This is a genomic window from Defluviimonas aquaemixtae (genome assembly GCF_900302475.1).
Taxonomy (GTDB): Bacteria; Pseudomonadota; Alphaproteobacteria; order Rhodobacterales; family Rhodobacteraceae; genus Albidovulum; species Albidovulum aquaemixtae.
The window spans coordinates 1063907-1088692 of record NZ_OMOQ01000001.1 but is presented as its reverse complement, the minus strand read 5'-3'; the positions used below and the strand labels follow the sequence as shown (position 1 = coordinate 1088692).

The 24786-nt window shown below is 65.2% G+C and carries 26 protein-coding genes; 8 read left to right on the top strand and 18 right to left on the bottom strand.

The features are described 5' to 3' along the window. Nucleotides 1-50 precede the first annotated feature (50 nt). Nucleotides 51-401, top strand: coding sequence for an ArsR/SmtB family transcription factor (locus tag DEA8626_RS05370; protein ID WP_108852001.1), 351 nt, complete (start codon nt 51-53; stop codon nt 399-401). Nucleotides 402-500: 99 nt separating this feature from the next. Here the strand turns inward: DEA8626_RS05370 and DEA8626_RS05365 are convergent, their stop codons facing one another. Beyond that, on the bottom strand, nt 501-2180 hold the full coding sequence (locus DEA8626_RS05365; RefSeq protein WP_245890776.1) for a LysM peptidoglycan-binding domain-containing protein: 1680 nt from the start codon (nt 2178-2180) through the stop codon (nt 501-503). Nucleotides 2181-2274: 94 nt separating this feature from the next. Here DEA8626_RS05365 and DEA8626_RS05360 point away from each other — a divergent pair, with 94 nt between their 5' ends. After that, nucleotides 2275-2832, top strand: a complete 558-nt coding sequence (locus DEA8626_RS05360; protein WP_245890775.1) for an LOG family protein — start codon at nt 2275-2277, stop codon at nt 2830-2832. A gap of 14 nt (nt 2833-2846) precedes the next feature. Here the strand turns inward: DEA8626_RS05360 and DEA8626_RS05355 are convergent, their stop codons facing one another. The 9 genes from DEA8626_RS05355 to DEA8626_RS05315 all read right to left on the bottom strand — a co-directional run bounded on the left by DEA8626_RS05355 (nt 2847) and on the right by DEA8626_RS05315 (nt 10686). Further along, nucleotides 2847-3299: a host attachment family protein gene (locus DEA8626_RS05355; protein WP_108851999.1), complete on the bottom strand. Its 453-nt coding sequence runs from the start codon at nt 3297-3299 to the stop codon at nt 2847-2849. After that, nucleotides 3296-3508 (bottom strand): hypothetical protein, encoded by a 213-nt coding sequence (locus DEA8626_RS05350; protein WP_108851998.1) that lies wholly within the window; start codon nt 3506-3508, stop codon nt 3296-3298. Before DEA8626_RS05350 ends, DEA8626_RS05355 begins: the two co-directional genes overlap by 4 nt. A 68-nt stretch (nt 3509-3576) precedes the next feature. After that, on the bottom strand, nt 3577-4488 hold the full coding sequence (locus tag DEA8626_RS05345; RefSeq protein WP_108851997.1) for a metallophosphoesterase: 912 nt from the start codon (nt 4486-4488) through the stop codon (nt 3577-3579). A gap of 1 nt (nt 4489) precedes the next feature. Continuing rightward, nucleotides 4490-5089 (bottom strand): superoxide dismutase, encoded by a 600-nt coding sequence (locus DEA8626_RS05340; RefSeq protein WP_108851996.1) that lies wholly within the window; start codon nt 5087-5089, stop codon nt 4490-4492. 63 nt (nt 5090-5152) lie between these two features. Continuing rightward, on the bottom strand, nt 5153-5716 hold the full coding sequence (locus DEA8626_RS05335) for a sarcosine oxidase subunit gamma (protein WP_108851995.1): 564 nt from the start codon (nt 5714-5716) through the stop codon (nt 5153-5155). Continuing rightward, nucleotides 5709-8690: a sarcosine oxidase subunit alpha family protein gene (locus tag DEA8626_RS05330; RefSeq protein WP_108851994.1), complete on the bottom strand. Its 2982-nt coding sequence runs from the start codon at nt 8688-8690 to the stop codon at nt 5709-5711. The genes DEA8626_RS05335 and DEA8626_RS05330 overlap by 8 nt, the downstream gene beginning before the upstream one ends. Beyond that, complete coding sequence (locus tag DEA8626_RS05325; RefSeq protein ID WP_108851993.1) at nt 8687-9010, bottom strand: sarcosine oxidase subunit delta; 324 nt, start codon at nt 9008-9010, stop codon at nt 8687-8689. Before DEA8626_RS05325 ends, DEA8626_RS05330 begins: the two co-directional genes overlap by 4 nt. Nucleotides 9011-9049: 39 nt before the next feature. Next, nucleotides 9050-9421 (bottom strand): hypothetical protein, encoded by a 372-nt coding sequence (locus tag DEA8626_RS05320; RefSeq protein WP_146188835.1) that lies wholly within the window; start codon nt 9419-9421, stop codon nt 9050-9052. 20 nt (nt 9422-9441) lie between these two features. Continuing rightward, nucleotides 9442-10686: a sarcosine oxidase subunit beta family protein gene (locus DEA8626_RS05315; protein WP_108853327.1), complete on the bottom strand. Its 1245-nt coding sequence runs from the start codon at nt 10684-10686 to the stop codon at nt 9442-9444. Between the two features lie 210 nt (nt 10687-10896). On the opposite strand from DEA8626_RS05315, the gene ccmI reads away from it, so the two are divergent. From ccmI to DEA8626_RS05300, 3 genes are read left to right on the top strand one after another with little or no spacing between them, the layout of a single operon-like run. After that, on the top strand, nt 10897-12108 hold the full coding sequence (gene ccmI / locus DEA8626_RS05310) for a c-type cytochrome biogenesis protein CcmI (RefSeq protein ID WP_108853326.1): 1212 nt from the start codon (nt 10897-10899) through the stop codon (nt 12106-12108). Next, nucleotides 12105-12581 (top strand): Holliday junction resolvase RuvX, encoded by a 477-nt coding sequence (gene ruvX / locus DEA8626_RS05305; protein ID WP_108851991.1) that lies wholly within the window; start codon nt 12105-12107, stop codon nt 12579-12581. Before ccmI ends, ruvX begins: the two co-directional genes overlap by 4 nt. Then, complete coding sequence (locus DEA8626_RS05300; RefSeq protein ID WP_108851990.1) at nt 12578-12814, top strand: DUF1289 domain-containing protein; 237 nt, start codon at nt 12578-12580, stop codon at nt 12812-12814. Before ruvX ends, DEA8626_RS05300 begins: the two co-directional genes overlap by 4 nt. Here the strand turns inward: DEA8626_RS05300 and DEA8626_RS05295 are convergent. The 5 genes from DEA8626_RS05295 to DEA8626_RS21815 form a co-directional block, all read right to left on the bottom strand. Further along, nucleotides 12732-13388 carry a phytanoyl-CoA dioxygenase family protein gene (locus DEA8626_RS05295; protein ID WP_245890774.1) on the bottom strand — a complete coding sequence of 219 codons (657 nt, stop codon included), beginning with the start codon at nt 13386-13388 and terminating at the stop codon, nt 12732-12734. The two genes, DEA8626_RS05300 and DEA8626_RS05295, sit on opposite strands and share 83 nt — an antisense overlap. Beyond that, nucleotides 13385-14155, bottom strand: a complete 771-nt coding sequence (locus DEA8626_RS05290) for a hypothetical protein (RefSeq protein WP_108851988.1) — start codon at nt 14153-14155, stop codon at nt 13385-13387. The genes DEA8626_RS05295 and DEA8626_RS05290 overlap by 4 nt, the downstream gene beginning before the upstream one ends. 165 nt (nt 14156-14320) lie before the next feature. Continuing rightward, complete coding sequence (gene dusA / locus DEA8626_RS05285) at nt 14321-15319, bottom strand: tRNA dihydrouridine(20/20a) synthase DusA (protein WP_108851987.1); 999 nt, start codon at nt 15317-15319, stop codon at nt 14321-14323. Between the two features lie 761 nt (nt 15320-16080). Beyond that, a complete protein-coding gene (locus DEA8626_RS05280) occupies nt 16081-16839 on the bottom strand; it encodes an ATP-binding cassette domain-containing protein (protein WP_108851986.1) in 759 nt (252 codons plus the stop codon). A 94-nt stretch (nt 16840-16933) separates the two neighbouring features. Further along, nucleotides 16934-17176 (bottom strand): hypothetical protein, encoded by a 243-nt coding sequence (locus DEA8626_RS21815; protein WP_497706967.1) that lies wholly within the window; start codon nt 17174-17176, stop codon nt 16934-16936. A 470-nt stretch (nt 17177-17646) separates the two neighbouring features. On the opposite strand from DEA8626_RS21815, the gene DEA8626_RS05270 reads away from it, so the two are divergent. Next, nucleotides 17647-18651, top strand: a complete 1005-nt coding sequence (locus DEA8626_RS05270) for a LacI family DNA-binding transcriptional regulator (protein WP_108851985.1) — start codon at nt 17647-17649, stop codon at nt 18649-18651. Here the strand turns inward: DEA8626_RS05270 and DEA8626_RS05265 are convergent. Genes DEA8626_RS05265 through DEA8626_RS05255 form a run of 3 tightly spaced genes read right to left on the bottom strand, consistent with a single transcriptional unit; the run spans nt 18648 to nt 21809 of the window. Beyond that, nucleotides 18648-19781: a Gfo/Idh/MocA family protein gene (locus DEA8626_RS05265; protein ID WP_108851984.1), complete on the bottom strand. Its 1134-nt coding sequence runs from the start codon at nt 19779-19781 to the stop codon at nt 18648-18650. The two genes, DEA8626_RS05270 and DEA8626_RS05265, sit on opposite strands and share 4 nt — an antisense overlap. 11 nt (nt 19782-19792) lie before the next feature. Continuing rightward, nucleotides 19793-20686, bottom strand: a complete 894-nt coding sequence (locus tag DEA8626_RS05260) for a TIM barrel protein (RefSeq protein WP_108851983.1) — start codon at nt 20684-20686, stop codon at nt 19793-19795. 19 nt (nt 20687-20705) lie between these two features. Beyond that, nucleotides 20706-21809, bottom strand: a complete 1104-nt coding sequence (locus tag DEA8626_RS05255; RefSeq protein WP_108853325.1) for a Gfo/Idh/MocA family protein — start codon at nt 21807-21809, stop codon at nt 20706-20708. 125 nt (nt 21810-21934) lie between these two features. On the opposite strand from DEA8626_RS05255, the gene iolD reads away from it, so the two are divergent. Then, a complete protein-coding gene (gene iolD / locus DEA8626_RS05250) occupies nt 21935-23803 on the top strand; it encodes a 3D-(3,5/4)-trihydroxycyclohexane-1,2-dione acylhydrolase (decyclizing) (RefSeq protein ID WP_108851982.1) in 1869 nt (622 codons plus the stop codon). Beyond that, a complete protein-coding gene (locus DEA8626_RS05245; protein ID WP_108851981.1) occupies nt 23803-24783 on the top strand; it encodes a PfkB family carbohydrate kinase in 981 nt (326 codons plus the stop codon). Before iolD ends, DEA8626_RS05245 begins: the two co-directional genes overlap by 1 nt. The last annotated feature ends 3 nt before the right edge of the window (nt 24784-24786 follow it).

Genomic DNA, 24786 nt, shown 5'->3' with positions numbered 1-24786 from the left:
GGTCTCAGGTATCAAGGGGCATATTTCAATAGTTCATGAGTAGTTGAATCATGGAGCAGAGTAAAGCCCTCGCCGCGCTGTCCGCGCTCGCCAACGAGACGCGGCTGGAACTGGTGCGCGCGCTGATCGCGAGCGGCGAGGACGGGCTCGCGGCGGGTGAAATCGCCCGCAGGCTCGGCGTCTCGGCGTCGCGGCTCTCGTTCCACCTTTCGGCGCTCGAGCAGGCCGGTCTCATCCGCTCTCGCCGCGCATCCAGGCATGTTATCTACACCGCCGATGCGGCAGGGATTGGCCGGGTGATCGGCTATCTTCTCAATGATTGCTGCTGCGCGGACCCGACGGTGCGCGCCTGCTGCACGGAAAGCTCCTCTGCGCCAAGAAGCGTGCAGCCTGCGGGGTAAGGCTGTCCGAACTCCCATCGCCGCGCGCGGAGCTCGGGCGGGAGTCGCCGCGAGATCCACCAAATTCAGCGCGTCGAAAATGGCCGACGGGGCCAGGTTCTACTGAACCGGCACTGTGAACACCTGGCCGGGATAGATCAGATCGGGATCGCGGATTTGATCCTTGTTCGCCTCGAATACCTTCACGTAAAGGATGCCCTCGCCGTAATTCTCCCGCGCAATGCGCCACAGCGTGAATCCGGGCTGGACCGTGACCACGCTTGCAACCAGTGCCGGTTTCTCGGGCGCGTCGGCGGATTGCGGTGCGAGCTCGGCCTCGGGTTCCGGCCGCGCAACTGTGGTGTCCGTCGTGGCCTGCGCCGTGGCATCGGGCGCAGGCGCCGCGAGCGCCGTCGGTTCCGCGGGGACCACTTCGGGCGCGGTGCCGGTTCGGGCAGCGGCGACCGCCTCGGGCGTCTCGCGCTGGAACGGCGTCTCGAACCGGGCGCTGACCTTGCCGCCCTGGTCGACCTGGTCGACGCGCAGCGTGTAGAGACCCGCTGCGACGTCTGTCAGCACCGTCGCCCAGATGCCGCCTTCGCCGATCGGCACCGTCACGAGCTCCCGATTGTTCAGATAGAGCCGGGCAAAAAGCCCGGCCGCCCCCCTTCCCGCCACCTGCACTTCGCCCTCGGCGCCGTAGCCGACCGTGTCGATCACGATGCCGTCCACGGGCGCCTCAGTCTGACGGCGAACACCGGTTTCGTCGACGATAAGAACCTCTGGCGCGGATGTTGCGGGCGCACCTGTCTCGGGCGCACCTGTCTCGGGCGTGCCGGTCCCGGAAGCGGTCGTTTCGGGCTCAGCCGTGCCTTCGGCCGCCGCGATGCGCTCCGGCTCGGAAGCGGATTCCGCGGCCTCGGTTTCGGCGGCTTCGGATGCGGCGCTGGGCACCTCGGCGGCAGTCCCGGCATCCGCCGTCTCCGTAGCCTCGGCTGTGGCGGGCGTTTCGGCGGCTGCCGTTCCTGAGGTATCGGGCGCTTCCGCTTCAGGCGCAGCCTCGGCCAACATCTCAGGCGTTGCGACCGGCGCGATGATCACGGATTGCGTCGATGCAGTGCGTGTCCCGTCCGCGCCGCGCATGACGAGCGTCAGGACCCGAGGCGCGGCGCTCGGGCCGAGCGAGAGGAAGGCGGCGAAGGTCCCGCCCGGCTCGGCGGTCGCTCCGGCCATCTCGACCCCGTCCACAAGGACGGAGACCTGAGACCCAGACTGCGCCCGGCCCGCCACCAGGACGGACCCGTCCGCATCGGCGCGTACGGTATCGAAGCGGGGCGGGTCCGGTGGCGCGGATGCGGCGCCGTCCGATGTCCCGGGCTCTGCCGCTTCTGCCGTCTCTGCAGGTGCCGTCGCCTCAGGTGCCTCGGCGGCTTCTGGCGTTTCTTGTGCGGGGGCCGGTGCCTCCGGTGCCCCGACGGCCTCCTCCGTTTCGGCGGAAGGCTGGGACACGGGTTCAGAGGTCGGCTCGGCTTCGGGAAGCGGCTCTGCTGCGGCTTCCTCGGCCGCAGGGGCCTGCGCTGTCGTCTCCGGTGCGGCGCCGGATGTTTCGATTTCAGCAACCGGCGCCTCGTCAGTGCCCGCCTCCGGCGCGGCGACGGCGGGCGCCTCCTGAGCCTGCCGGGGGCTGCGCGTGGTCGCGAAATACCAGACGAGCGCGCCGATCGCGACACCCGCGAAGGCGCCGGCGACCCACATTCCCACGCTCGGCCCGGCAACGGGCCCTGCCTTCTTTTCCGTCATGAAGCCCCCTCGATGACGCCCGCTTTCGGGCGCGCTTGAGCGACCATAACAACGCGGTTATCACGGGTCAAAGAAACCGTGCATGAGGCCCCGAGTGACCGAATCCGGCAAATCCGTCTGCGTCTATTGCGGCTCGCGCACGGGCGCCAGGCCCGCCTACGCCGCGGCCGCACGCGAAACCGGCGCGACGCTCGCGCGAAACGGCTGGCGGCTGGTCTACGGCGCGGGCGATGTCGGGCTGATGGGCGAGGTGTCGCGCGCCGCCGGGGCCGCGGGCGGCGCGACCTTCGGCGTCATCCCGGTCCATCTTCTCGGGCAGGAACGGCGCGGCCAGGACCGCTCGACCGTCGTCGTCACCGAGACCATGCACGAGCGCAAGAAGGTGATGTTCATGAACGCCGACGCCGTGGTCGTTTTGCCCGGCGGCGGCGGCTCGCTCGACGAATTCTTCGAGGTGCTGACTTGGCGCCAGCTCGGGCTTCACACCAAGCCCATCTTGCTGCTGAATGTCGAAGGCTACTGGGATGGCCTTGTGGCGCTGATCGACCACATCGTCGCCGAGGGCTTCGCTGATGCCTCGCTGCGCGGCTTCGTGACAGTCGTGCCCGATGCGGCCGGACTACAGACGGTGCTGTCCGCGCATTTCGGCTGAGCGGCGCCCGCGCCTCACCCCTCCAGTTCCGACTTCACAATGCGCTCGATCTCGTCCACGGGATGGTTGGTGAGCGTCTTCGCGATCTCGCCGACGGTCCGGTCGCTCACCTCCTTGTGCAGCTGGCCGCGCAATTCGCCGAGAACGCCGGGCGACGCAACTAGGACGATCCGGTCGAACGCGCCGCGATGGGCGCGGGCATAGAGCATGTCGGCCAGATCGGCGGCGAACCGGTCCTTGGCGAGTTCGTGCCAGTCGGTGTCGTCGAACGCCGACTTGTGGCCGGGGCCGTCGTCGTTCATCCGGCCCGGCCGGTTTGCGGCCTGCTCGCGGGTCGGCGGATTGTCCTGCTCCTCCTTGCGGATAACCTCGAGATGGGGGGCCTGCGCGTCTGTGATGTTGCGCAGGAACAGCGACTTCTCGCCGTCGGCCACGAGAACCCAGGTGTCCTGGCTGAGACCGGTCATTTCTTGTCCGCCCCGGTCGCCCGCTCGTCCGACTTGCGGACCCGGGTGATGCCGGGGTCGTCCTGCTCTGCGCGGCGCTTTTCGTCGCGCGTGCCGACGCGCCGCTGGAGCTGGCCGCCCTCGCGGCCCTGCTGGCCGGGGGTCGCGGCGTCGCCGACATAGTCTTCGGTCTCCTTGCGACCGTCCTTGGACCGCTTGCGCTCTGCCATCTTCGCCTCCTTGTGCCGTTCGGGTTCAGGACAACAACCCGCCAGAGCCCGGACTTGTTCCGGGACAGTCACGCCGCGCCGCGCGGCGCGGCGATCTCCACCACCGTGATCTCGGGCACGACACCGAGCCGCACCGGCAGGATCGAACAGCCGATCCCGCCCGAGACGACGAGGTCGCGCCCCGCTTCGCGCACCGGCCCGTAGGCGAAGCGGTTGCCATAGGCGGACGGCACGACGGGCGACCAGCCGAAGAAGCGCACCTGACCGCCGTGGGTGTGGCCCGACAGGGTCAGGCAAATGCGATCCGGCACCCGGGGGAAGATGTCGGGCTCATGCGCAAGGAGGATCGCGGGCGCGTCGTCCGTGATCAGCTCCAGCGTGCCCGGCAGGTCATCGAGTCCCCGGAACCTGCCCGGACCGATCCCGATCGCCAGCTGGTCGTCGAGCCCGGCGAGCCAGAACGGACCCGACGCGCTCCCCTCGCCGAGTTTCACCGCGTCGTTCTGAAGGACGGAAATGCCCGCCGCGTGAAGCAGCTCCGCGATGCGGTTCGGCCCCCCGCCGCGCGCTTGGGCGGGCCGATCGTGCCACCAGTCGTGGTTGCCGAGGATCGCGTGGACGCCGAGCGGCGCGGACAGGCCAGCCAGCACGCGCGCGGTCGCGTCCATCCCGACGCGGCGGGTGACGAAGCGGTGCCCCGCCTCCAGATCACCGAGGATCACGATTAGGTCCGCGCCGAGCGCGTTGGTCCGCGCGACGATCCGTTCGAGCCGGGAGAGCGGCACGAAGGGTTCGCACATATGCAGGTCGGCCAGTACCGCGATCTTCAGCGGGCCGCCGGTCCAGCCTTTCGGAGCGACCCGCCACGTCTTGACGCGCGTCCGCAGTGCCGGTTCGACGAAAAACGCATAGGCGGATACGAATAGGCCCGCCAGGAACGTGCCCAGCAGGCCCTTTAGAACACCGCGTCGCGTAATCACGTCAGAGGCGCGAGGCGACGTTTTCCCAGTTCACGAGCTTGTCGAGGAAGTTCGAAAGGTAAGCGGGGCGCTTGTTGCGGAAATCGATGTAGTAGCTGTGCTCCCACACGTCGCAGCCGAGAAGCGCGGTCTGGCCGAAGCACAAGGGGTTGACGCCGTTTTCGGTCTTGGTGACCTTCAGCGAGCCGTCCTTGTCCTTGACGAGCCAGGCCCAGCCGGAGCCGAACTGGCCCGCGCCGGCGGCGGCGAATTCTTCCTTGAACTTGTCGACCGAGCCGAACGCATCCTTAATCGCCTTTTCCAGTTCGCCCGGCATCTTGTCGCCCTTCGGACCCATCATCTCCCAGAACTGGGCGTGGTTCCAATGCTGGGAGGCGTTGTTGAAGATTCCGTTCTGCGCGACGGCGCCCGACTTGTAATTGCCGGTAACGATATCCTCGACCGACTTGCCTTCCCACTCGGTCCCGGCGATCAGCTTATTGCCGTTGTCGACATAGGCCTTGTGGTGCAGGTCGTGGTGATATTCGAGCGTCTCCTTCGACATGCCGAGCGAGGCGAGCGCGTCGTGGGCATAGGGAAGATCGGGAAGGGTGAAGGCCATGATCGTAATCCTTTCGCGCTATGGAAAAGTCCAACCCGTTTAAGCGCCTTGCGGTTCCGAAGGTCAAGGGGCCGGAAAGAGTTCGCCGCCCGGCCGCGATGCGACATCGAGCAGGCCCATCACGTAGCCCGCAACGGAGCGGAACGAGACGAGCGTGAACTCGTCCGCACCCGATTTCCAGAACGCGGCGGCGACCTGAGCCGCCCGGGTGCGCCGGATCTCACCTTCGGCCAACATCTCGAAATCAACCGGGCAAAGCTTGGCGAGGACCTCCTGCGCCTTGCTGCCCCTGATCGTGAAGACAGCGCGGGCGTCGGAAACGTCGGCGACGAGATGATGGTCGCCTGCGAGCACTTTTTCCAGTGCCTCGACCGTGGCGCGCGCGTCCTCGTACTGCACCAGTATGAGAAGCTCGTCCGGCGACATCCACGCCGTCGCCTTGTCGCCCTCGATCTCGATCCGGCGCGGCGCAGGCACGGCGGTGCCTGTCGCGGCCTTCACCGCCTTCTTCATCTTCGCCGAGGCGAGATCGCCGCGCAGGGTGATCATGCCGCGCAGGCCCGCTTCGGCGACGCCCACGAAGCCCTTGTGAGAAACGCCCTCCAAGGCGCTGACTGCCTTAGACATTCTGCTTCTCCCCATCCTTGTCGTAGAAGACCGGATCGACGATCCGCGCCTTGACCACCCTGCCATTGTCCGTCGGGAAGTCCAGCACTTCGCCCATCCGGTCGGGGCCGTTCTTCACGAGGCCCATCGCGACGCCCTTGTCGAGGGTCGGCGAGTAGTAGGTCGACGTCACGCGGCCCTGCATGTTGCGCTGGCCGTTTGCGTTATGTCCTTCGGCGACGGCATAGGCGCCGTCGGGAATGACGCTGCCATCGAGCGTCTCGAGCCCGACGAGCTTCCAGCGCTCTGGGCTGACCATGAACGACCGCTCCTGCGCGCGCTTGCCAAGGTAGTCGTCCTTTTTCTTCGAGATCGCCCAGTTCAGGCCAAGGTCTTGCGGGATAACCGTCCCGTCGGTCTCGTCGCCGATCATGATGAAGCCCTTCTCGGCTCGCATGATGTGCATCGCCTCGGTGCCATAGGGCGCAACGCCCAATCCCTCGCCCGCTTCAAGAAGCTTCTTCCAGAAGGCGAGTCCTTCCGATGCGGGCACCGCGACTTCAAAGGACAACTCGCCCGAGAACGAGATGCGGTGGACGCGGGCGCGGAATCCGCCGAGCGTGCCTTCGCGCCATTCCATGAACGGCAGCGCCTCCTTCGACAGATCCATGCCGCCGAGTTTGTCCAATAATTTTCGCGCGTTGGGGCCCGCAATTGCCACTTGCGCGTATTGCTCGGTGACATTGGCAGTGTAGACTTTCCAGTCCCACCACTCGCATTGCAGCCAATCTTCCATCCAGCCGTGGATACGCTCAGCCCCGCCTGTCGTCGTGTGGCAAAGCCAGGTGTCCTCGGTCAGGCGCACGACGACGCCGTCATCCGAAAGGAAGCCGTTCTCGTTGCACATAAGGCCATAGCGGCATTTGCCGACCGGCAATGTCGACATCATGTTGGTGTAGAGCATGTCGAGGAACTTGCCCGCATCCGGCCCCTTTACGAGGATTTTGCCGAGGGTCGAGGCATCGAGCAGACCTACCGAGTTCCGCACCTGTCGGATCTCGCGGTTGACGGCATCGTGGATGCCCTCGCCCTGCTTGAGGAAGCAGTAGGGCCGGCGCCAATGGCCGACCGGCTCCCAATGCGCGCCGTGGGCTTCGTGCCAGTCGTGCATCGGCGTCTTTCGTAAGGGCTGGAAGATCTCGCCCCGCGCCTCGCCCGCGATCGCGCCCATCGAAATCGGCGTGTAGGGCGGGCGGAAGGTCGTGGTGCCGGTGTCGGGAATCGCGCGGCTAAGAGAGTCAGAAAGCACCGCCAGACCGTTGATGTTACTTATCTTCCCCTGATCCGTCGCCATCCCGAGCGTGGTGTAGCGCTTGGTGTGTTCGACTGACTCGTAGCCCTCGCGCGCGGCGAGCTGGACGTCGGATACTTTCACGTCGTTCTGGGGATCGAGCCACATCTTCATCCGCAGCGCGGGCCCCGCGCCCTCCGGCATGATCCAGACAGGCAGGATCGGCGCTTCGGTTGCGCAGACCGCGCCGGGCGCGCTGTTCTTGCCCGCGACTGCCTGATGCGCGTCAGCCAGCACGTCATGCGCGGTCAGGATGCCGTTGGCGGATCCTGCGGCGGTGATCATCGCCTCGCCATCCGCGCCTGTCGCGGGACGCTTCGGATCAGGGCGGAACATCGCCTGTCCTTCGTCCCAGGTCAGCTTGCCGCCGCAATGGGACCAGAGATGGACGACCGGCGACCAGCCTCCCGACATCGCGACCGCGTCGCAGGCGATCGACCCGAGCTCTGTCCCCTCGCCCACCTGAATACATGTGGAAACGCCGGTAACCCGTTTCGTTCCCTTGACTTTCGCAATTCCATGCCCCTCGAGCACGCGCACGCCGCGAGCGCGGACCGCTTCCGGAAGCTCGCCCTTGGCCTCGGGCCGGGCGTCGATGACCGCCGGAACGACAAGGCCCGCATCGAGAAGCGTCAGCGCCGTGCGATAGGCGTCGTTGTTGTTGGTGACGATCACCGTGCGGTCGCCGGGGCTGACGGCCCAGTTGACGACGTAGTCGCGCACGGCGGAGGCCAGCATCACGCCGGGGATATCGTTGCCCGCGAAGCTCAGCGGACGTTCGATCGCGCCCGTCGCGGCGACAACATGACCCGCGCGCATCCGCCAGAGCCGGTGGCGCGGGCGTCCGTCGCCGGGCGTGTGATCGGCCACGCGTTCGTACATGAGAAGATAGCCGTGGTCATAAAGACCCGACGCCATCGTCCGGGTGCGGAGCGTGACATTCTCCATTCCCTCAAGGGTTTCGACGGCTTCCTCCACCCACTCGGCCGCTTCCATGCCTTCGATTTGAACGTCGTCCACGACCGCGCGCCCGCCCCAGTGCGGGGTCTGCTCGATGAGCCAGACGCGCTTGCCTTGCCTACCTGCCGCCAGCGCGGCGGCGAGGCCCGCGATGCCGCCGCCGACGATCACCAGATCGGCGAAGGCATAGGCGTATTCATAGCGGTCCTCGTCGCGGTTCCGTGGCACCTTTCCGAGCCCCGCGGACTGGCGGATAAACGGCTCGAAGACATGCTTCCACGCGAAACGGGGGAACATGAAGGTCTTGTAGTAGAAGCCGGCGGGCAGGAACTTGGCGAACTTGTCGTTGATCGCGCCCACGTCGAAGTCGAGGCTCGGCCAGTGGTTCTGGCTGATCGTCGTGGCGCCCTCGAACAGCTCGGTCGTCGTCAGGCGCTGGTTCGGCTCGAACGTGCCGCCCTCGCCCAGACCGACAAGGCCGTTCGGCTCCTCGGCTCCGGAAGCGATCACGCCGCGCGGTCGGTGATACTTGAACGACCGGCCCACGAGCATCTGGTCCTGCGCAAGTAACGCCGAGGCGAGCGTGTCGCCCTGATAGCCCTGCATACGCTTGCCATTGAAGGTGAAGCCGAGGGACTTGGTGCGGTCGAGCAGACGCCCGCCCTTCTGAAGACGCGTGCTCATGTCCAACCCTCCCAGCCCGGGCGTTTCGCCTTGATCTTCGCCGCGATCTCGGCGGGCGGTTCGGTCACCTGCGCCGAATAGGTGCCGAAGACCTCGAGCGTCGCGGTGCAGCGCGCGGCGTGGAACCACTTGCCGCAGCCATAGGCGTGACGCCAGCGTTCGAAATGCACCCCCTTGGGGTTCTTTTTCATGAACAGGTAACCCTCGAACTCGTCCTCTGACGAGCCCGGCCCGAAGCGCTTCAGATGCGCCTCGCCACCCGGTTGGAGTTCGGTTTCCTCGGCCTTCACGCCGCAGTATGGGCATTCAAGTGTCAGCATGCCGCCGCCTCCTTCAAGAGGGTCATTAGGTTCTGAGCGTCAGACAACAAGGTCGCCGAAGCCCCAGATGATGGTGCCGAAGCATAGGATCAGAATTTCAGCATAGATCATGCGCCCCACCCGCTCGATCCGCGCCGCGCGGAATTCCGATAGGTTCTGCGCGAGCCGGGAAAAGGCGTCCTCGGCCGACCCCTCCTGGCCGTTGCGCGCGGCGTCGAGATAGGCGGCTTCCAGCTTTTCGACACGGGATTCGTGGCGGGTGATCGCCCGTTCCATCAGATAGATTTCGCGCCCGGCCAGAAGTGCGCCGTAGGCCACCATAACCGCCCCGGCACGCGCGAAGGCGTTCCCGCCGATCCGCAGATCAACGAGATAGCCGACAATGGCGATGACTGCGGCGCCAGCGTACAAATAATATTCGCGGCCAAGGATCAATGCGCCACCCCGGCCGCGACGCTTTCGTCGATGAACTTGCCTTCGCGGAAGCGGTACATGGAGAATTCCTCGGCGAGCGGCGAGTGACCCTTCGCCATCAGCTCCGCCATCGCCCAGCCGGAGCCCGGGATCGACTTGAAGCCGCCGGTGCCCCAGCCGCAGTTGACGAAGATGTTCTCGACCGGCGTCTTCGAGATCAAGGGCGAGCGATCGCCGGTCATGTCGACGATGCCGCCCCATTGGCGCAGCATCTTCAGCCGCGAGATCATCGGGAAGGTCTCGACGAGCGCGCGGACGGTTTCCTCGATGTGGTGGAACGACCCGCGCTGAGTGTAGTTGTTGAACCCGTCGGTGCCGCCGCCGATCACCATCTCGCCCTTGTCGGACTGGCTCATGTAGCCGTGCACCGTATTGGCCATCACGACCACGTCCATGCACGGCTTGATCGGCTCCGAGACCAGCGCCTGAAGCGCGAGCGACTCGATCGGCAGGCGGAAGCCGGCCATCTCGGCCAGCAGGCTCGAATGTCCGGCAACGACGACGCCGAGCTTGTCGCAGTCGATGGCGCCCTTGGTGGTGTCGATGCCGACAACCTTGCCGGCTTCCGAACGCACACCCGTCACCTCGCATTGCTGGATCACATCCATGCCCATCGCCGAGCAGGCCCGCGCATAGCCCCAGGCGACCGCATCGTGCCGCGCCGTGCCGCCCCGCGCTTGGTAGAGCGCGCCGAGGACCGGGTAGCGCGGCCCGTCGATATTGATGATCGGCACCAGTTTCTTGACGCGCTCGGGCGAGATCCACTCGGTTGAGACCCCTTGCAGGTTGTTGGCGTGCACCGTGCGCTTGTAGCCTCTGACCTCGTGCTCGGTCTGGCCGAGCATGAGAAGGCCGCGGGGGGAGAACATGACGTTGTAGTTCAGGTCCTGGCTCATCGTCTCGTAGAGCGACAGGGCTTTGTTGTAGATCGCGGCCGAAGGGTCCTGCAGGTAGTTCGAGCGGATGATGGTCGTGTTGCGCCCCGTGTTGCCGCCGCCGAGCCAGCCCTTCTCGATGATCGCGACATTCGTGATCCCGTGGTTCTTGCCGAGGTAGTAGGCGGAGGCCAGACCATGACCCCCGGCGCCGATGATGATGACGTCGTACTTCTTCTTCGGCTGGGGCGAACGCCAGGCACGTTCCCAGCCGAGATGATAGCTCATCGCCTCTCGTGCGACGGCGAATGCCGAGTAACGCTTCATGGCCATGCCGAATCCCCTCTCAGACACAGGTGGCGCCCCTGTGGCGCTTGATGGATCGGCGCACGATTTGCAACAGGCTGGCAAGCGTCGCATTTCGGAAAAATGCGACATTACCGCTACTCTGCGACATCGCGGACGCGAGAATGGACGCTCCCGCCCCTTCCGCCGCCGCGCCGAAGGCCTTAGATGGAGGCCAAAGACGGAGGCCGAATGCCCTTCTGGATCGTCGCAGCTTGCCTTGCCGCCGCCGCCGGTGCGCTCCTCTTGCGCGCGCTGTTCCGCGCCGGGCGGGAAGGCTCGGCCAATTCCGACATCGCCGTCTACCGCACGCAGCTCGAAGGGGTCGAGCGCGATCTCGCCCGCGGCGTGATCGAGGCGGGCGAGGCCGAACGCACCCGGATCGAGATTTCCCGGCGCATCCTCGAAGCGGACCGGTCCGGGGCGGCAACGGAGGCAACAAGGCGTGGATCGCCCCTCGTGCCGTTGCTGGCGACCGGTGTGGCGCTCTCGGGCGCCTTCGCGCTCTATCTGAAAATCGGCGCGCCGGGTTATCCCGACCTGCCGATTGCCAAGCGGATCGAGCGGGCCGAGGCGTTCCGCGCGACACGCCCGTCGCAGGCCGAGGCCGAGGCGGCGGGGCAGTCCGAAAGTCCCCGACCCGAGCCCGACGCGGCCTATCTGGAGCTGATGGAGCGATTGCGCGCCGCCGTCGCCGAACATCCTGACGACCTGACGGGCCAGCGGCTGCTGGCGCGCAACGAAGCGAACCTTGGGAACTATGCGGCCGCCGCGGCGGCGCAGGCGCGCGTCGTGGCACTGGCTGACGCGAAGGCGACCGCGCAGGACTTCGCCGCGCTCGCCGACAACTACATCCTCGCGGCTGACGGCTATGTTTCACCCGAGGCCGAGGCCGCACTGGCCGAGACGCTGGTCCGGGATCCGCGGAACCCGACGGCGCGGTTCTACATGGGGCTGATGTGGGCGCAGACTGGCCGGCCCGACCGGGCGTTCCAGCTGTGGCGCGCGCTTCTGGAAGAAGGCCCCGAAGAGGCGCCCTGGATCCCGCCCATTCGTGCCGATATCATCATGCTGGCCGAGGCGGCCGGTGTGGACTACACGCCGCCGGCCCCTGCAGGCTCGGCGCCCGGACCCGACGCGGGAGACATAGCGGCCGCGTCCGAGATGGACGCGGACGAACGCACCGAGATGATCCGCGGCATGGTCGACGGGCTGGCCGACCGGTTGGCGACCGAGGGCGGGCCGGCCGAAGACTGGGCGCGGCTCATCTCCTCCTTGGCGGTTTTGGGCGAGACGGAGCGCGCCACCGCGATCTGGAGCGAAGCCCAGTCCGTCTTCGCGGACCGCGAGGCGGAGCTTGCCACTGTGCGCGCGGCCGCCACAGGGGCCGGGATCGCGGAATGATCTTCGACGCGATCGAGGACTTCGCCGCCGCATTGCCGCGCGACCGGGCCGTCGCCGGGCTCGACCTTGGCGAGAAAACGATCGGGGTCGCGGTCTCGGACCGGCGGCTGTCGGTCGCCACGCCGCTCGAGACGATCCGGCGCAAGAAGTTCACCGCTGATGCCGAGGCGCTTATCGCGATCTGCGCAAAGCGCGAAATCGGCGGGCTGATCCTCGGCCTGCCGCGCAACATGGACGGCAGCGAAGGCCCGCGCTGCCAATCGACCCGCGCCTTCGCGCGGAACCTCACCCGGCTCACCGACTTGCCGATCGGGTTTTGGGACGAACGCCTGTCTACCGTCGCCGCCGAGCGCGCGCTCTTGGAGGCGGATACGACACGCAGGCGTCGCTCTGAGGTGATCGACCACGTCGCGGCAGGGTATATCCTTCAAGGGGCGCTCGACAGGATCGGCAATCTGAGGCGGCAGGCATGAATGACGAGGTCTGGAAACGGCGGGAGATCGACTCGCCCTGTGTGAGGGTCTGCGTGGTCCATCCGACCGAGCGGATCTGCGTCGGCTGCTATCGTTCGATCGAAGAGATCGCCGGCTGGGGTCGGCTGAGCGCCGATGAGCGCAGCCGGATCATGGCCGAACTGCCCGGCCGCGCGCCGCGGCTGCGTCAGCGGCGGGGCGGGCGCGCCGCCCGGACCGGCGGCGGCACATAAGGTTCGGCGGGCGGCACCGGGGCCTCGGCCAAACCCGCTTTGCGCTCGGGCTCAGTTGCCACCGATATCGTGCGGGCAGTTTGCAAGCGAGACGTCGTCGCCCTTTGGACGGTGGTGATGCCGCCAGCGCCTCCGCGCCGACCGTCTCGAAGCGCAGCACCGCTCCCTCGCCCGCTCCCCGGAACTGAAGATGCCCCTTGTCGTGGGTGCCGGGAATGCACCGCATCGCGGAATTGTCCTCGTCGGCATCGTCGATCGCGAGCCGGACCGTAACCGTCCGGGCGGGCGTCAAATGCCAGTGGGTTGCGTCCTGATGCTGCGGAACCGCCTTCGGATCGTGCTGCATCTTGCAGAAGAAATGTAAGGCCCGACAGACGATGCCCGGGCCGACAACGTCCTCGATCAGATCGAGGATCCTCGGTTCGGTGCAGATGTCCCAGATGTCCCGGCACCGCGCCTGGTAGCAATTGACCGAACGGGCCCCGGTGTCGGGCAGGCTCTCCTTGGCAGCCGTCGCGGCAAGTCTAGCGGGTGCCCGATCCCTGCGTAGCAAACAGATGCGTCTGCCGGTCACGCCAGCCAGTCGGCAATCCCGCCCGGCAGTTCAGGGCGAAAATAAGCGATGATGCGGCCCTCCTTGGGCGCCTCCGCGCCCTCTTGCCACGGGCTGACGCCGTGCAGCGCGAGTCGGTGGATCAGGACCGCCTCGCCCGGATTCGCGTGCAAGACGACGCGCCGGCAGGTCCTGAACACCTCGCGGCGCGCGGCCTGGTAGACTTCGGTTATGTCGGCCTCGGGCCGGTCGGCCTCCGGCACATCGGCAAGCGCCTCGCGAAACGCATGCGCCATGACGGTCTGGCTCATTTCCCAAACGACGGGCGGGCTCGCGCCGGGGCTGGTTTCGGTCAGCGGCAGGCCGAGGATCCAGGCATGCGGTTCGCGGATTTGGCGGCGGCGTTCGGGGCCGATGCGCAAGAGCCCGTCGACATGGGCGGCGTCCCGGTTCAGCCGGAAGCGGAATGCCGCATCGCTCTCACCGTCCCAGGGCTGGGGATAGCCGGGATAGACGGCCGAGAGCTGTGCGCGGTGAAGCGGCAGTGGCCCGAAAAGCGCGGCCGCCGCGTCGATGGCCGCGCCTGTCAGTGGCACGCCACCCACGCCGCCCGCCGGGTCGTTCGGCAGAAGGTTGAGCCCCACATCCCAGGTCCCGCCACAACGGACGGGCGCGCTGCTTTCGTTTAGCGCCGCGCGCGCGGCGGGCAGCGCCGCCGCCACCCAGCGCGCCAAGGCGGGATCGGCGGGAAACCGCGCCCAGCCGCGAGTGTCCAGCAGGTCTAGCACCGCAACTTGTTCCTAAACGTGTTGCATGACGGACGCCCGCGAAGGGCAACGGGCACCCCCCGCGACTGACATGCGTTCATATCCAGAATGGTCCGGACCGGCATTGGCATCCCCTCCCTCTCCCGCTCAAATAGCGCGGAGCAGATTCCAAGGCCAGCAGAGGGATCAGGCCGCGAGCCGCCGCATCGGCTGCAGCGCCGCGTCGATCACGTCGAGCCCGGCATCCGGCGCATTGGCGCGTTCGGACAGGATACGCCGCCAGGCCCGCGCCCCCGGCTGGCCGTGAAAGAGCCCGAGAATGTGGCGTGTGATCTGGTGAAGCCGGCCGCCGCCTTCGAGATGTCGCGCGATGTAGGGCCGCATGCGCTCGATCACCTCGAACCGGTCGGGGCCCGAACCCGCGCCGAAGATGCGCTCGTCCGCCTCGGCCAGAACGTCGTAGGGCTCGTGATAGGCGGCGCGCCCGATCATCACGCCGTCGAGCCCATCGGCCAGGAACGCCTCCGCCTGATCAAGAGACGTGACGCCGCCATTGACGGAGATATGAAGCTGCGGGAAGGCACGCTTCATTGCGGCGACAAGTGGGTAGTCGAGGGGCGGGATGTCGCGGTTCTCCTTCGGGCTGAGCCCTTGAAGCCAGGCCTTGCGCGCATGGATCGCGAACCGCTTGACACCGGTGGCGGAGACCGCTTCCAGGAAGGCAGGCAATACCTCCTCGGGCACCTGGTCGTCGACTCCGATCCGGCACTTCACCGTCACCTCGACCGTCGAGGCGGCGATCATTGCAGCCGCGCAGTCGGCCACGAGTTCCGGCCGCTCCATCAGAACCGCGCCGAAACAGCCCGACTGGACCCGGTCGGAGGGGCAGCCGACATTGAGGTTGATCTCGTCATAGCCCATGTCGCCCGCGATCCGGGCCGCTTCGGCGAGTTCAGCGGGTTCCGACCCGCCGAGCTGGAGCGCGACAGGATGTTCGGCACCATCGAACCCGAGCAGCCGGTCCCGATCGCCATGGATCACCGCAGGCGCCGTCACCATCTCGGTATAGAGAAGGGCACAGGCACTGATCTGCCGGTGAAAGTATCGGCAGTGTCGGTCGGTCCAGTCCATCATGGGCGCAATGGACATGCGCCACGGTGCGAAATCTTGCGAAACTCCTTCCATGATCCTCGCTTACACGGCGAACGCGGCTTGCACCAGAAGACGATTTGCGCCCGGATCATGCCTATTCGCTCCCGTTTTCGGCAGCTCATAGCCTACATTGCCGATCGAAACAGATGTTGTACTGGCCCGGGCGATCCCGGACTGGGTACCCCGCGCGACCCGGAAATACCTAAGCACCCCCCCATGGCGCGGCCTTCGGGGTTAAGAGGTAGGTGCAGTCCAAGACCCTGTCTCCGTTCGATCCTGCTGCCCGGTTCACACGCGCCAACAGAGACCGGGCTTTCTTCGCCCAATGCACTAACAATCTGTTCGATTTCAAAACGCAGTGAGCATCGGCGCCAAAACCACCGCGCCCATCCGGTAGGCAGAGGTTAGAGCGGCACGGCAGATGATGCTACGCAAGCGGCACAGATTCGACCTTCCGGAGAGGAGGACTGAAGCGGGCATCCGCTTTGAATGCCATAAGAGCATGACGCGATATTGCACGCGTATCGTCAAAGGATCCCGAAAATCTGCCTCAATCTGCGGCGCTGCCAGGCGACCTGGAGTCCGTGCGGACATTGGCCATGTTCACGAGTGAACTTGTTCGGGTCGCGAATACACCCTTGCTGCCAAGGTCGAATTCCCCGCCCGCAAAACCACGGCATCAGATTGCCATCAGACTGGCTCGGTGACCAATCGAGGCTGACGCTGCCTATGGATCGCTTCCGGCAAGACTCCTCCGGCGCATGTTTCGAGGAGGACTTGCCGATTCAGCAGGATCAGACATTGCCGCCGAGCGACCCTTCAATCTCGGCAAGCTCCTGTCCGACCGCCATCAAATCCTGAAGTTCCTCGGGAGAGATTTCAACCCGTTTGTCCGTTCCCAGGGTCTTGCCGCGGTTGAGCACGCTGAACCTGTCGCCAACCGCCAAGGCGTGGCGCACAGTGTGGCTGATGAAAACCACGCCGATGCCCTGTTTGCAGACCCTGTCGATCGTCGCCAGGACGTTCGACGTCTGGCGCACGCCAAGCGCCGATATCGGTTCGTCAAGAGTCAGGATCTTGGCACCGAAATGGACCGCCCTCGCAATCGCCACCGTCTGGCGCTCGCCCCCAGACAGCGTGCCGACGACCTGGTCGGGACGACGCAGGTTGATGCCCATCTTGCGCCTCTCTTCCATGGTCACGGCGTCGGCCAGTTTCTTGTCGAGGAAACTTCTCCCGGCAACTTTGCGCTCGGGCTCGTTGCCCATGAAGAAGTTCCGGCTCACGCTCACCAGCGGGACCATGGCGAGGTGCTGGTGCACCGTGGCGATCCGGGCGACGATGGCATCGCGCGGGTCGTCGAAGTGCATCGACTTGCCTTCGAAGTAGATTTCGCCCGCCGTCGGCTGATGAACGCCGGACATGGTCTTGATGAAGGTCGACTTGCCGGCGCCGTTCTTGCCCAGAAGGCAGTGGCATTCGCCCGGCCTCACATCGAAACTGACGCCAGCAAGGGCGATCACGCGACCAAAGTGCTTTTCGATGTTCTTCATCTCGATGATCGGCTGGACATCGTCCTTGGGATAGCCGTGATGGAACTTGCTCTCTTCGGTGATATCAGTGCACCCCCGTGATTATGCGACGGGTTTAGGTGTTCAGGATAACAGCGGCGAGCAGGGTCGGATCGGCCGACACCGGACCAAGATTCAGGATGGCATCGGTGTCGGGATTGGCCGAAAGATAGGCCAGATCGCGGTTCTTGATCTCGGCCGGATCGGCGCCGCTGTCGAGCATCGCGGTCCCCAGTCCAATACCCAGTCCGTCTGCAAAGCCCTGGCAGCGCTCGGCCAGCGTGGGTTGCTGGATCGAATGATTGACACAGAGGAACAACGTGACGCCGTCATCCTTGGCGTGCTGTCCGGCCGCGAAGCCGCCGCCTGATCGATGATCCGCGCCATGTCGGCAATGTCACCCGTGGGCGGGTTGCGGTACTCGACCTCGACGTTCATCTGCTCGCCCGCCAGTGCCATGCCGTTCTTGATGGTGTTCCACCAGAAGTCGCTGTCCGGCGCGTGGCTGACCAGAATGTATCTCTCGCCTTCGTCCGAGGCGCCCGAGGCCGCGATCAGCGGCGCGGCGGCGACCGCCGTGGCCAGCGCGAGCTTCTTGAGCACCGAGTGCATGTGTTCCTCCCTGGTGTTCCAAAATTCGAGGCGGGTTTGGCCTGTCCCTCGATAGTCAGTCGATCGGCGCACGCGATTCCTTGCAACCGGTTGCATAAACAAGACTAGTTTGGGGCTGTTCCGAACGCAAAATCCCGGTAAAATGACAAGAATCCAGTGTGCTGTGGACCTGAACACATGGCAGTTACGTTGAAAGAGGTTGCGGAACGGGCCGGCGTTTCGCGGTCAGCGGTGTCGCGCACCTTTACCGATGGCGCATCTGTTTCGGATGCCATGCGACGCAAGGTCGAGAAGGCAGCGCGCGAACTGGGCTACAGCCCGAATGCGCTGGCCTCGTCGCTGACGACCGGCCGGACCAAGCTGATCGGACTTGTATCGAACAACTTCCACAATCCGATCTTTCTTCAGGTTTTCGACCTGTTCACCCGTGGGCTTCAGGGCCGGGGGTTACGGCCGCTGCTGGTCAACCTTTCCGAAGAGACCGATCCGGAAAGCTCCGTGCGAATGTTGCGGCAGTATTCCGTGGACGGGGTAGTCGTGGCCTCATCAACCTTGTCGCCGGGTTTCGCCAAGGCATTCCGCGAACTTGGTGTGCCGGTGGTGCATTCCTTTGGCCGATATTCGTCGGCGCCCGAGGTGCATGTGGTGGGGATCGACAACCGCGAGGCCGGACGTCTGGCGGCGCGCACACTGGTGGAGCGGGGCTATGCACGTGTGGGCTTCATGGGCGGGCCGGAATCCGCAACCTCTACTCAGGATCGCTATTCTGGCTTCATGTCGGAGATGTCCGCGCATCTGAAGGTCAAGGTCAGTCATTCCTTCGCCCAAGCCTATTCCTTCGATGCCGGGCGGGAAGAGATGCTGCGTCTGCTCAAGAAGTCCCCGGCGCAGGCCTATTTTTGCGGTGACGACGTGCTGTCGATCGGGGCGCTTTCGGCGATCAAGGACAGCGGGTTGGATTGTCCGGCGGATGTGGGGATTCTGGGGCTGAACGACATGGAAATGGCGCGGTGGAACAACATCAACCTGACGACAATCCGCCAGCCGATTCAGCAAATCGTGAGCTCGTCCATCGAGCTGATGGTCGCAACGCTCGATGATCCAGACCGCTATCCCGAGGCGCGAATATTCTCTTGTTCGGTCGTGGAGCGGGGCACGTTGCGCCCCGCTCCGTTCGCCTAACGAAACATCGGCGGGCGCGCGTCCATCCACGCGCCGTTTTCCTTGGCCGATGCGACAGCGGCGTGCACCGCCGCCATCGACCGCACGCCGGCCTCGGCGCCGGGTAGACCGTCGCGGGCCTCGCCCGCAATCGCGTCGGCCAGATCGCAATAGATGTTGGCCACTGCCAGCGGGAACCCTTCGGGATGCGCAATTGATACGCGGCTAAGACGTCGGGCGTCTTCATGCAGACCGCTTTCGCCCTTTTCGATGATCTGGGTGCGCCCGCCTACGGGGGTGTAGATCAGCTGGTTCGGCTGTTCCGAAGCCCACCGCAGACCGCCAGTTTCGCCAAAGATCTGGATGTCGAAGCCGTGCTGCCGCCCAATGGCGACCGAAGAGGTCCAGAGCCTTCCCACAGTGCCTCCCGACATGCGGAAGTTGACCATCGCGTCATCTTCCAACTTGCGGCTGGGGATCGTCGAGGCGAAATCGGCTGAGAGCCGTTCGACCTCGTCGTCGCAGACAAAGCTCGCCATGTGCAGCGCGTGAATGCCGCAGTCGGCGAACTGGCCCGAGACGCCCGCCATCTTGGGATCATATCGCCAGCGGACGCGGGGGTTGTCTGCATCGGTGGCATCGCCATGGTGGCCGTGGCTGAAATTGGTGACAAGAAGACGCACCTTGCCGATCTCGCCAGCGCGGACCATGGCGCGGGCCTGCCGGACCATTGGATAGGCGGAATAGCAGTAGTTCACAGCGCAGATCTTGCCGGACTTTTCGGCGACGCGGACGATTTCCTCGCCTTCTTCGACCGTCATGGTCATCGGCTTTTCGCAGAGCACATTGAAGCCTGCTTCGAGGAATGCCTTTGCGATCTCGAAATGCGTGGAGTTGGGCGTGGCGACGGTGACCAGATCGATCCGGTCATCGCGGCTCTTCTCGCCCATTAGCATCTCTTTCCAGTCGCCATAGGCGCGGTCGGCGGCGATGCCCAGCCGTTGGGCATAGGCGCGGCCCTCTTCGGGGCGGTGGTCCAGGGCGCCGGCGGCAAAGTTGAAACGTCCGTCTGCCTGCGCGCCCAGCCGGTGCGCGGGCCCGATCTGGCTGCCTTCGCCGCCGCCGATCATGCCCCAGTTCAGTTTGCTCATGGCTTGTCTCCTCAGACGAATCCGATGGATTCGAGGTATGCGCGGTTCCTGCGCGCATCCCCGAGCGTGTCGGGGTTGAGGGTCGGGTCGCAGTCCTGCTCGACGGTGCACCAGCCTGCGAAGCCGGCATCAAGCAGCACCTGGCGGACGGCGGGGAAGTCCACGTCGCCTTCGCCCAGATTGCAGAAGATGCCTTGGCCGCAGGCATCATAGAAGCCGGTGCGGTTCTCGATCACGCGGGCTTTGACCTCGGGATCGATGTCCTTGAAATGCATGTAGGAAATGCGGTCGATATGCTTTTTCATGAAGGCCACCGGATCGAAGCCCGCATAGGAATGGTGGCCGGTGTCGAAGCAGATCTTGAGGATATTTTCATCGACCTCGCCCAGCAGACGCTCAAGCTCGGGCTCGAAATCCATGAAGCCCGCGGCATGGGCGTGGATTCCCACGGTCAGCCCGTATTCCTCGGCCCCGATGCGCGCGCTATTGGCGATACGGTCGCGGTAGGCGGTCCACTCGGCCTTGTCCATCTGCTCGGCCTCACCGGCGCGGCCGGCGGTGGGCGCGCGGCGCGGCGAGATCGAATCGATCAGCACCATGTGCCGCGCGCCATGCGCCGTTAGCGCGCGAGCGGTGCGGTGGGTCGCGTCAAGCACGTCGTCCCACGCGTCCGGGTCGTGGTAGGGGCGGAACACAACGCCGCCGATCAGCTCCAGCCCGTTTTCCTCCAGTCCTTCGCGGAGCACGGCCGGGTCTTCAGGCATGAAACCCACGGGGCCGAGTTCGATGCCCGTGTAGCCTGCCTCGGCGCATTCCTTCAGGACGTGCGGCCAGGTCGGGTTGCGCGGGTCATCGGCGAACTCGACGCCCCAAGAGCAGGGCGCATTGCCAATTCTGATTGTCATTCTTCGGTGTCTCCCGTCATCAGAAGTCGTTGATGTCTTTCCAGGTTCCGCTGTCGGCCGAGGCCAGCGTTGCGGCGATCACCCGATTGACCTCATGCCCGTCCCGGAAGGTGGGCCAGAGAGCCTTGCCGGTCTCGATGGCGCGCAGGAAGTCCTTTGCCTCGATGATGATCTGGTCCTGATAGCCGGTGCCGTGGCCAGGCCCCTGGCAAAAGGGTTCGTAATCCGGATGGGCCGGGCCGGTCAGGATCTTGGTGAAGCCGCGCGTCGCCTCGGGGCCTTCCATGCGGTAGAGCCCGAGCGCATTCTGATCCTCCTGATCGAAGCGGATCGCGCCTTTTGTGCCAGAGATTTCATAGGCATAGCCCATCTTGCGCCCGGTTGCCACGCGCGAGAAATACATCTGCCCCATGGCACCGTTCTCAAACCGGCACATCATCTGGGCGTGGTCGTCATTTGTGACGGTGCCGCCAGGGCGCTTTTCGTGAACGGTTTCATAGAGACCCATGACCCTTGTGATAGGTCCCATGAGCGCGAGCGCGCCGTTGATCATGTGCGGTGCCAGATCGCCCATCGTGCCGTTGGCCATGCCGCTGGTGCGCCATGTAACCGGCGCCTCGGGATCAGCATAGAAATCCTCGGTGTGCTCGCCGCGGAACCATGTGATGTCGCCGATCTCTCCATCCGCGATCAGCTTCCTCGCGAACTGGCTGGCGGGGGTGCGGATGTAGTTGAAACCTACCATGTTGACCGCGCCCGCTGTGTCGGCGGCGGCGACCATCGCGGCGCTGTCTTCGAGAGAGGCGCCAAGCGGCTTTTCGCAAAACACCGGCTTGCCAAGGTCAAAGGCCGCCTCGGCAATATCGCGGTGGGTTTCTTGCGGCGTCGCGATGACGATAGCTTCCACCTCGGGCGAATCAACGAGGGTTCGCCAGTCATGCGTGGCGCGGGCGAACCCATAGGCCTTGCGGTAGCGTTCGGCACTTTCCGGGCTGGAAGCGCAGACCATTTCCAGCCGGGGCCGGAGCGCAGTGTCGAAGATCGCGCCCACGGAGGACATGGCGACCGAGTGCGCCTTGCCCATGTAGCCGCCGCCCAGAACGCCGATGCCGATTTCAGCCATCATCCCCTCCCGAATTTTTCGCGGTTTGTGTTTGCAACCGGTTGCAAATTTTGTATCGTGAGATTAAAGATATGGCAAGCTGCAAATAGCCAGCGATCGAGAATTCCCAGGGAGGGTTCGCGCTTATGACTTCGACTGACGGCACCATCCGGCTGACGACGGCCCAGGCGATCATTCGCTGGCTAAGTAATCAGTTCATCGAAATAGACGGGCAGGAGCTGCGGGTCTGCGGCGGCGGCTTCGGCATCTTCGGGCATGGCAACGTGACCTGCCTTGGCGAAGCCCTGAACCGCGTGCGCGAGGAGCTGCCGCTCTATCGCGGCCAGAACGAACAGAGCATGGGATTTGCTGCAGCCGGTTATTCAAAGCAGTGGCTGCGCCAGCGTTTCATGTTCTGCACCGCCTCTGCCGGCCCCGGAACCGCCAACCTGCTGACCGCTGCCGGGCTGGCCCATGCCAACCGCCTGCCGATGCTGATGCTCTGCGGCGATACCTTCATCACCCGGCTGCCTGATCCGGTCTTGCAGCAGATGGAGAACTTCAGCGATCCGACGTTTGGCGTGAACGATGCTTTCAAGCCGGTCTCCCGCTATTGGGATCGCATCTGTCACCCTGCGCAGGTGATCCAGTCGCTGCCCGCCGCCCTGGCAACGATGCTCGACCCGGCGGATTGCGGCCCTACCTTCATCGGCCTGCCGCAGGACGTGCAAGGGTGGACCTATGACTACCCCGAAGTGTTCTTTGCCAAGAAGGTGCATCGCATTCGCCGCCAATCGCCCGACTTGGCCGAGATCGCCGATGCCGTGGCCGCGCTGAAGGCAGCCGAGCGCCCGATGATCATCGCGGGTGGCGGGGTTCAGTACTCGCGTGCGGTCGAGGAACTGACCGCCTTTGCCGAGACGCACCAGATCCCCGTGGTCGAGACCATCGCGGGTCGTGCGAACATGGTGGCGACCCATGCGCTCAATATCGGGCCGGTCGGCGTGACCGGATCGGACAGCGCCAATGCGGTTGCCGAGAAAGCCGACGTGATCCTCGCCGTCGGCACCCGGTTGCAGGATTTCACCACCGGATCCTGGACGGCCTTCGCCAAGGACGCGCAGATCGTCGCGGTCAACGCGGCGCGGCACGACGCAGGCAAGCACATGTCGCTGCCGGTAGTGGGTGACGCGAAACTGTCGCTGAAGGCCCTGACCGAGGCGCTGGACTATACCGCGCCGGAGGCGTGGGTGGGCTTCGCCAAGGATGAACGGACCAAGTGGGACGCCTACGTCGCCGAAAACGTGAAGCCCGGCAACCGGCCCAACTCCTATGCGCAAGCCATCGGCGTGGTGAACGACCTTTGCGATCCGCGTGACCGGGTAATTGCGGCGGCGGGGGGGCTGCCGGCAGAGGTCACGGCCAACTGGCGCACGCTGGATATCGGCACGGTCGACGTGGAATTCGGCTTTTCCTGCATGGGCTACGAGATCGCCGGTGCCTGGGGGGCGCGCATCGCTCAGACCGAGCAGGAACCGGAGCAGGACACGATCACCTTCTGTGGCGACGGGTCTTACCTGATGCTGAACTCGGACATCTATTCTTCGGTTCTGAGCCATAAGAAACTGATCGTCTTGCTGCTGGACAATGGCGGCTTCGCGGTCATCAACAAACTGCAGAACAACACCGGCAACGAGAGCTTCAACAACCTGCTGGCCGACTGCCCCACCATTCCCGAACCCTTCGGCGTGGATTTCGCGGCCCATGCGGCGTCGATGGGGGCCGAGGCCGAGAAGGTCGCCAACTCCGCCGAACTTGGCGAGGCGTTCAAGCGCGCCAAGGCCTCGAATAAGACCTATGTGATCGTGATGAACGTGGATCCCTACGAGGGCTGGACCGCGCAAGGCCACGCTTGGTGGGAGGTCGGCACGCCGCATATCACCGAGGACGACCGAGTGCGTGAAGCGCATGAAGACTGGGAATCCTCGCGCGAGCGCCAGCGGCGGGGGGTGTGATGAGCGCGCTGATCGACGGCATCCGCAAGGGCCGGTTCGCGGTCTTCGGACGCGCGGGCATGGACATGTTCGCCGACCCGCAGGGCACGAAGGCCGAATGGGCAGAGACCTTCCGCGCCGATCTGGGCGGCTCTTCCGCAAACATCTGTGCGGGGCTTTGCAAACTCGGCATGGATTCAGCGCTGGTGACTTCGGTCAGCGACGACGCGGTCGGGCGGTTTTGCACCAACAAGCTGCGCCACTACGGGGTGGGCACGCAATACGTCAAGGTGATCGGCGGCGAATACCGCGTCTCTCTCGCGGTCTATGAAAGCACGATGAAGGATTTCCAGCTCTGCATCTACCGCAACAACGCGGTAGATTTCCAGGTGACGGACGAAGATGTCGACCGGGTGGACTACGCGGCCTTCGGCGCGCTCATCACCGCCGGAACAGTCTTTGCCGCCGAACCTTCGCGCGGGTCCACCTTTCGCGCCTTTGAAAATGCGCGGAAGGCCGGTGTCCCGGTGATCTTCGACATCGATTACCGCCCCTATAGCTGGCCCTCGTCCGAGGTGGCCGCCGACGTGCTCAGCCGCGCGGGCGACGAAAGCGACCTGATCGTTGGCAATGACGAGGAATTCGGTTTCATGGCGGGCGGGATCGAGAAGGGGCTGGATAAAGCCCGGGAACTGGCCGCACGCGGCAAGATGGTGATCTACAAGATGGGGCAGAAAGGCGCCGTCTCGCTGGTGGACGGACAGGAAATCCGCACCGGTATCTATCCCGTCACCGCCGTGAAACCCAATGGCGCGGGCGACAGTTTCATGGCCGGTCTGTTGGCGTCGATCGCCAGCGGTCACAACCTGCGCGATGCCGTCCTTCGCGGCTCGGCCTGCGCCTCGATCGTCGTATCCAAGCCGGGTTGCGCCGGGGCGATGCCGACCACCGTGGAACTCGAAGAATTTCTGGCTGGACATCCCGGCCCAACCCGGACCTGAAAG

Coding starts and splice junctions, on each gene's coding strand:
- DEA8626_RS05370 (WP_108852001.1), top strand. CDS start 51: ATGGAGCAGAGTAAAGCCCTCGCCGCGCTGTCCGCGCTCGCCAACGAG.
- DEA8626_RS05365 (WP_245890776.1), bottom strand. CDS start 2,180: ATGACGGAAAAGAAGGCAGGGCCCGTTGCCGGGCCGAGCGTGGGAATG.
- DEA8626_RS05355 (WP_108851999.1), bottom strand. CDS start 3,299: ATGACCGGTCTCAGCCAGGACACCTGGGTTCTCGTGGCCGACGGCGAG.
- DEA8626_RS05350 (WP_108851998.1), bottom strand. CDS start 3,508: ATGGCAGAGCGCAAGCGGTCCAAGGACGGTCGCAAGGAGACCGAAGAC.
- DEA8626_RS05340 (WP_108851996.1), bottom strand. CDS start 5,089: ATGGCCTTCACCCTTCCCGATCTTCCCTATGCCCACGACGCGCTCGCC.
- DEA8626_RS05335 (WP_108851995.1), bottom strand. CDS start 5,716: ATGTCTAAGGCAGTCAGCGCCTTGGAGGGCGTTTCTCACAAGGGCTTC.
- DEA8626_RS05330 (WP_108851994.1), bottom strand. CDS start 8,690: ATGAGCACGCGTCTTCAGAAGGGCGGGCGTCTGCTCGACCGCACCAAG.
- DEA8626_RS05325 (WP_108851993.1), bottom strand. CDS start 9,010: ATGCTGACACTTGAATGCCCATACTGCGGCGTGAAGGCCGAGGAAACC.
- DEA8626_RS05315 (WP_108853327.1), bottom strand. CDS start 10,686: ATGAAGCGTTACTCGGCATTCGCCGTCGCACGAGAGGCGATGAGCTAT.
- ccmI (WP_108853326.1), top strand. CDS start 10,897: ATGCCCTTCTGGATCGTCGCAGCTTGCCTTGCCGCCGCCGCCGGTGCG.
- ruvX (WP_108851991.1), top strand. CDS start 12,105: ATGATCTTCGACGCGATCGAGGACTTCGCCGCCGCATTGCCGCGCGAC.
- DEA8626_RS05300 (WP_108851990.1), top strand. CDS start 12,578: ATGAATGACGAGGTCTGGAAACGGCGGGAGATCGACTCGCCCTGTGTG.
- dusA (WP_108851987.1), bottom strand. CDS start 15,319: ATGGAAGGAGTTTCGCAAGATTTCGCACCGTGGCGCATGTCCATTGCG.
- DEA8626_RS05280 (WP_108851986.1), bottom strand. CDS start 16,839: ATGAAGAACATCGAAAAGCACTTTGGTCGCGTGATCGCCCTTGCTGGC.
- DEA8626_RS05270 (WP_108851985.1), top strand. CDS start 17,647: ATGGCAGTTACGTTGAAAGAGGTTGCGGAACGGGCCGGCGTTTCGCGG.
- DEA8626_RS05265 (WP_108851984.1), bottom strand. CDS start 19,781: ATGAGCAAACTGAACTGGGGCATGATCGGCGGCGGCGAAGGCAGCCAG.
- DEA8626_RS05260 (WP_108851983.1), bottom strand. CDS start 20,686: ATGACAATCAGAATTGGCAATGCGCCCTGCTCTTGGGGCGTCGAGTTC.
- DEA8626_RS05255 (WP_108853325.1), bottom strand. CDS start 21,809: ATGGCTGAAATCGGCATCGGCGTTCTGGGCGGCGGCTACATGGGCAAG.
- iolD (WP_108851982.1), top strand. CDS start 21,935: ATGACTTCGACTGACGGCACCATCCGGCTGACGACGGCCCAGGCGATC.
- DEA8626_RS05245 (WP_108851981.1), top strand. CDS start 23,803: ATGAGCGCGCTGATCGACGGCATCCGCAAGGGCCGGTTCGCGGTCTTC.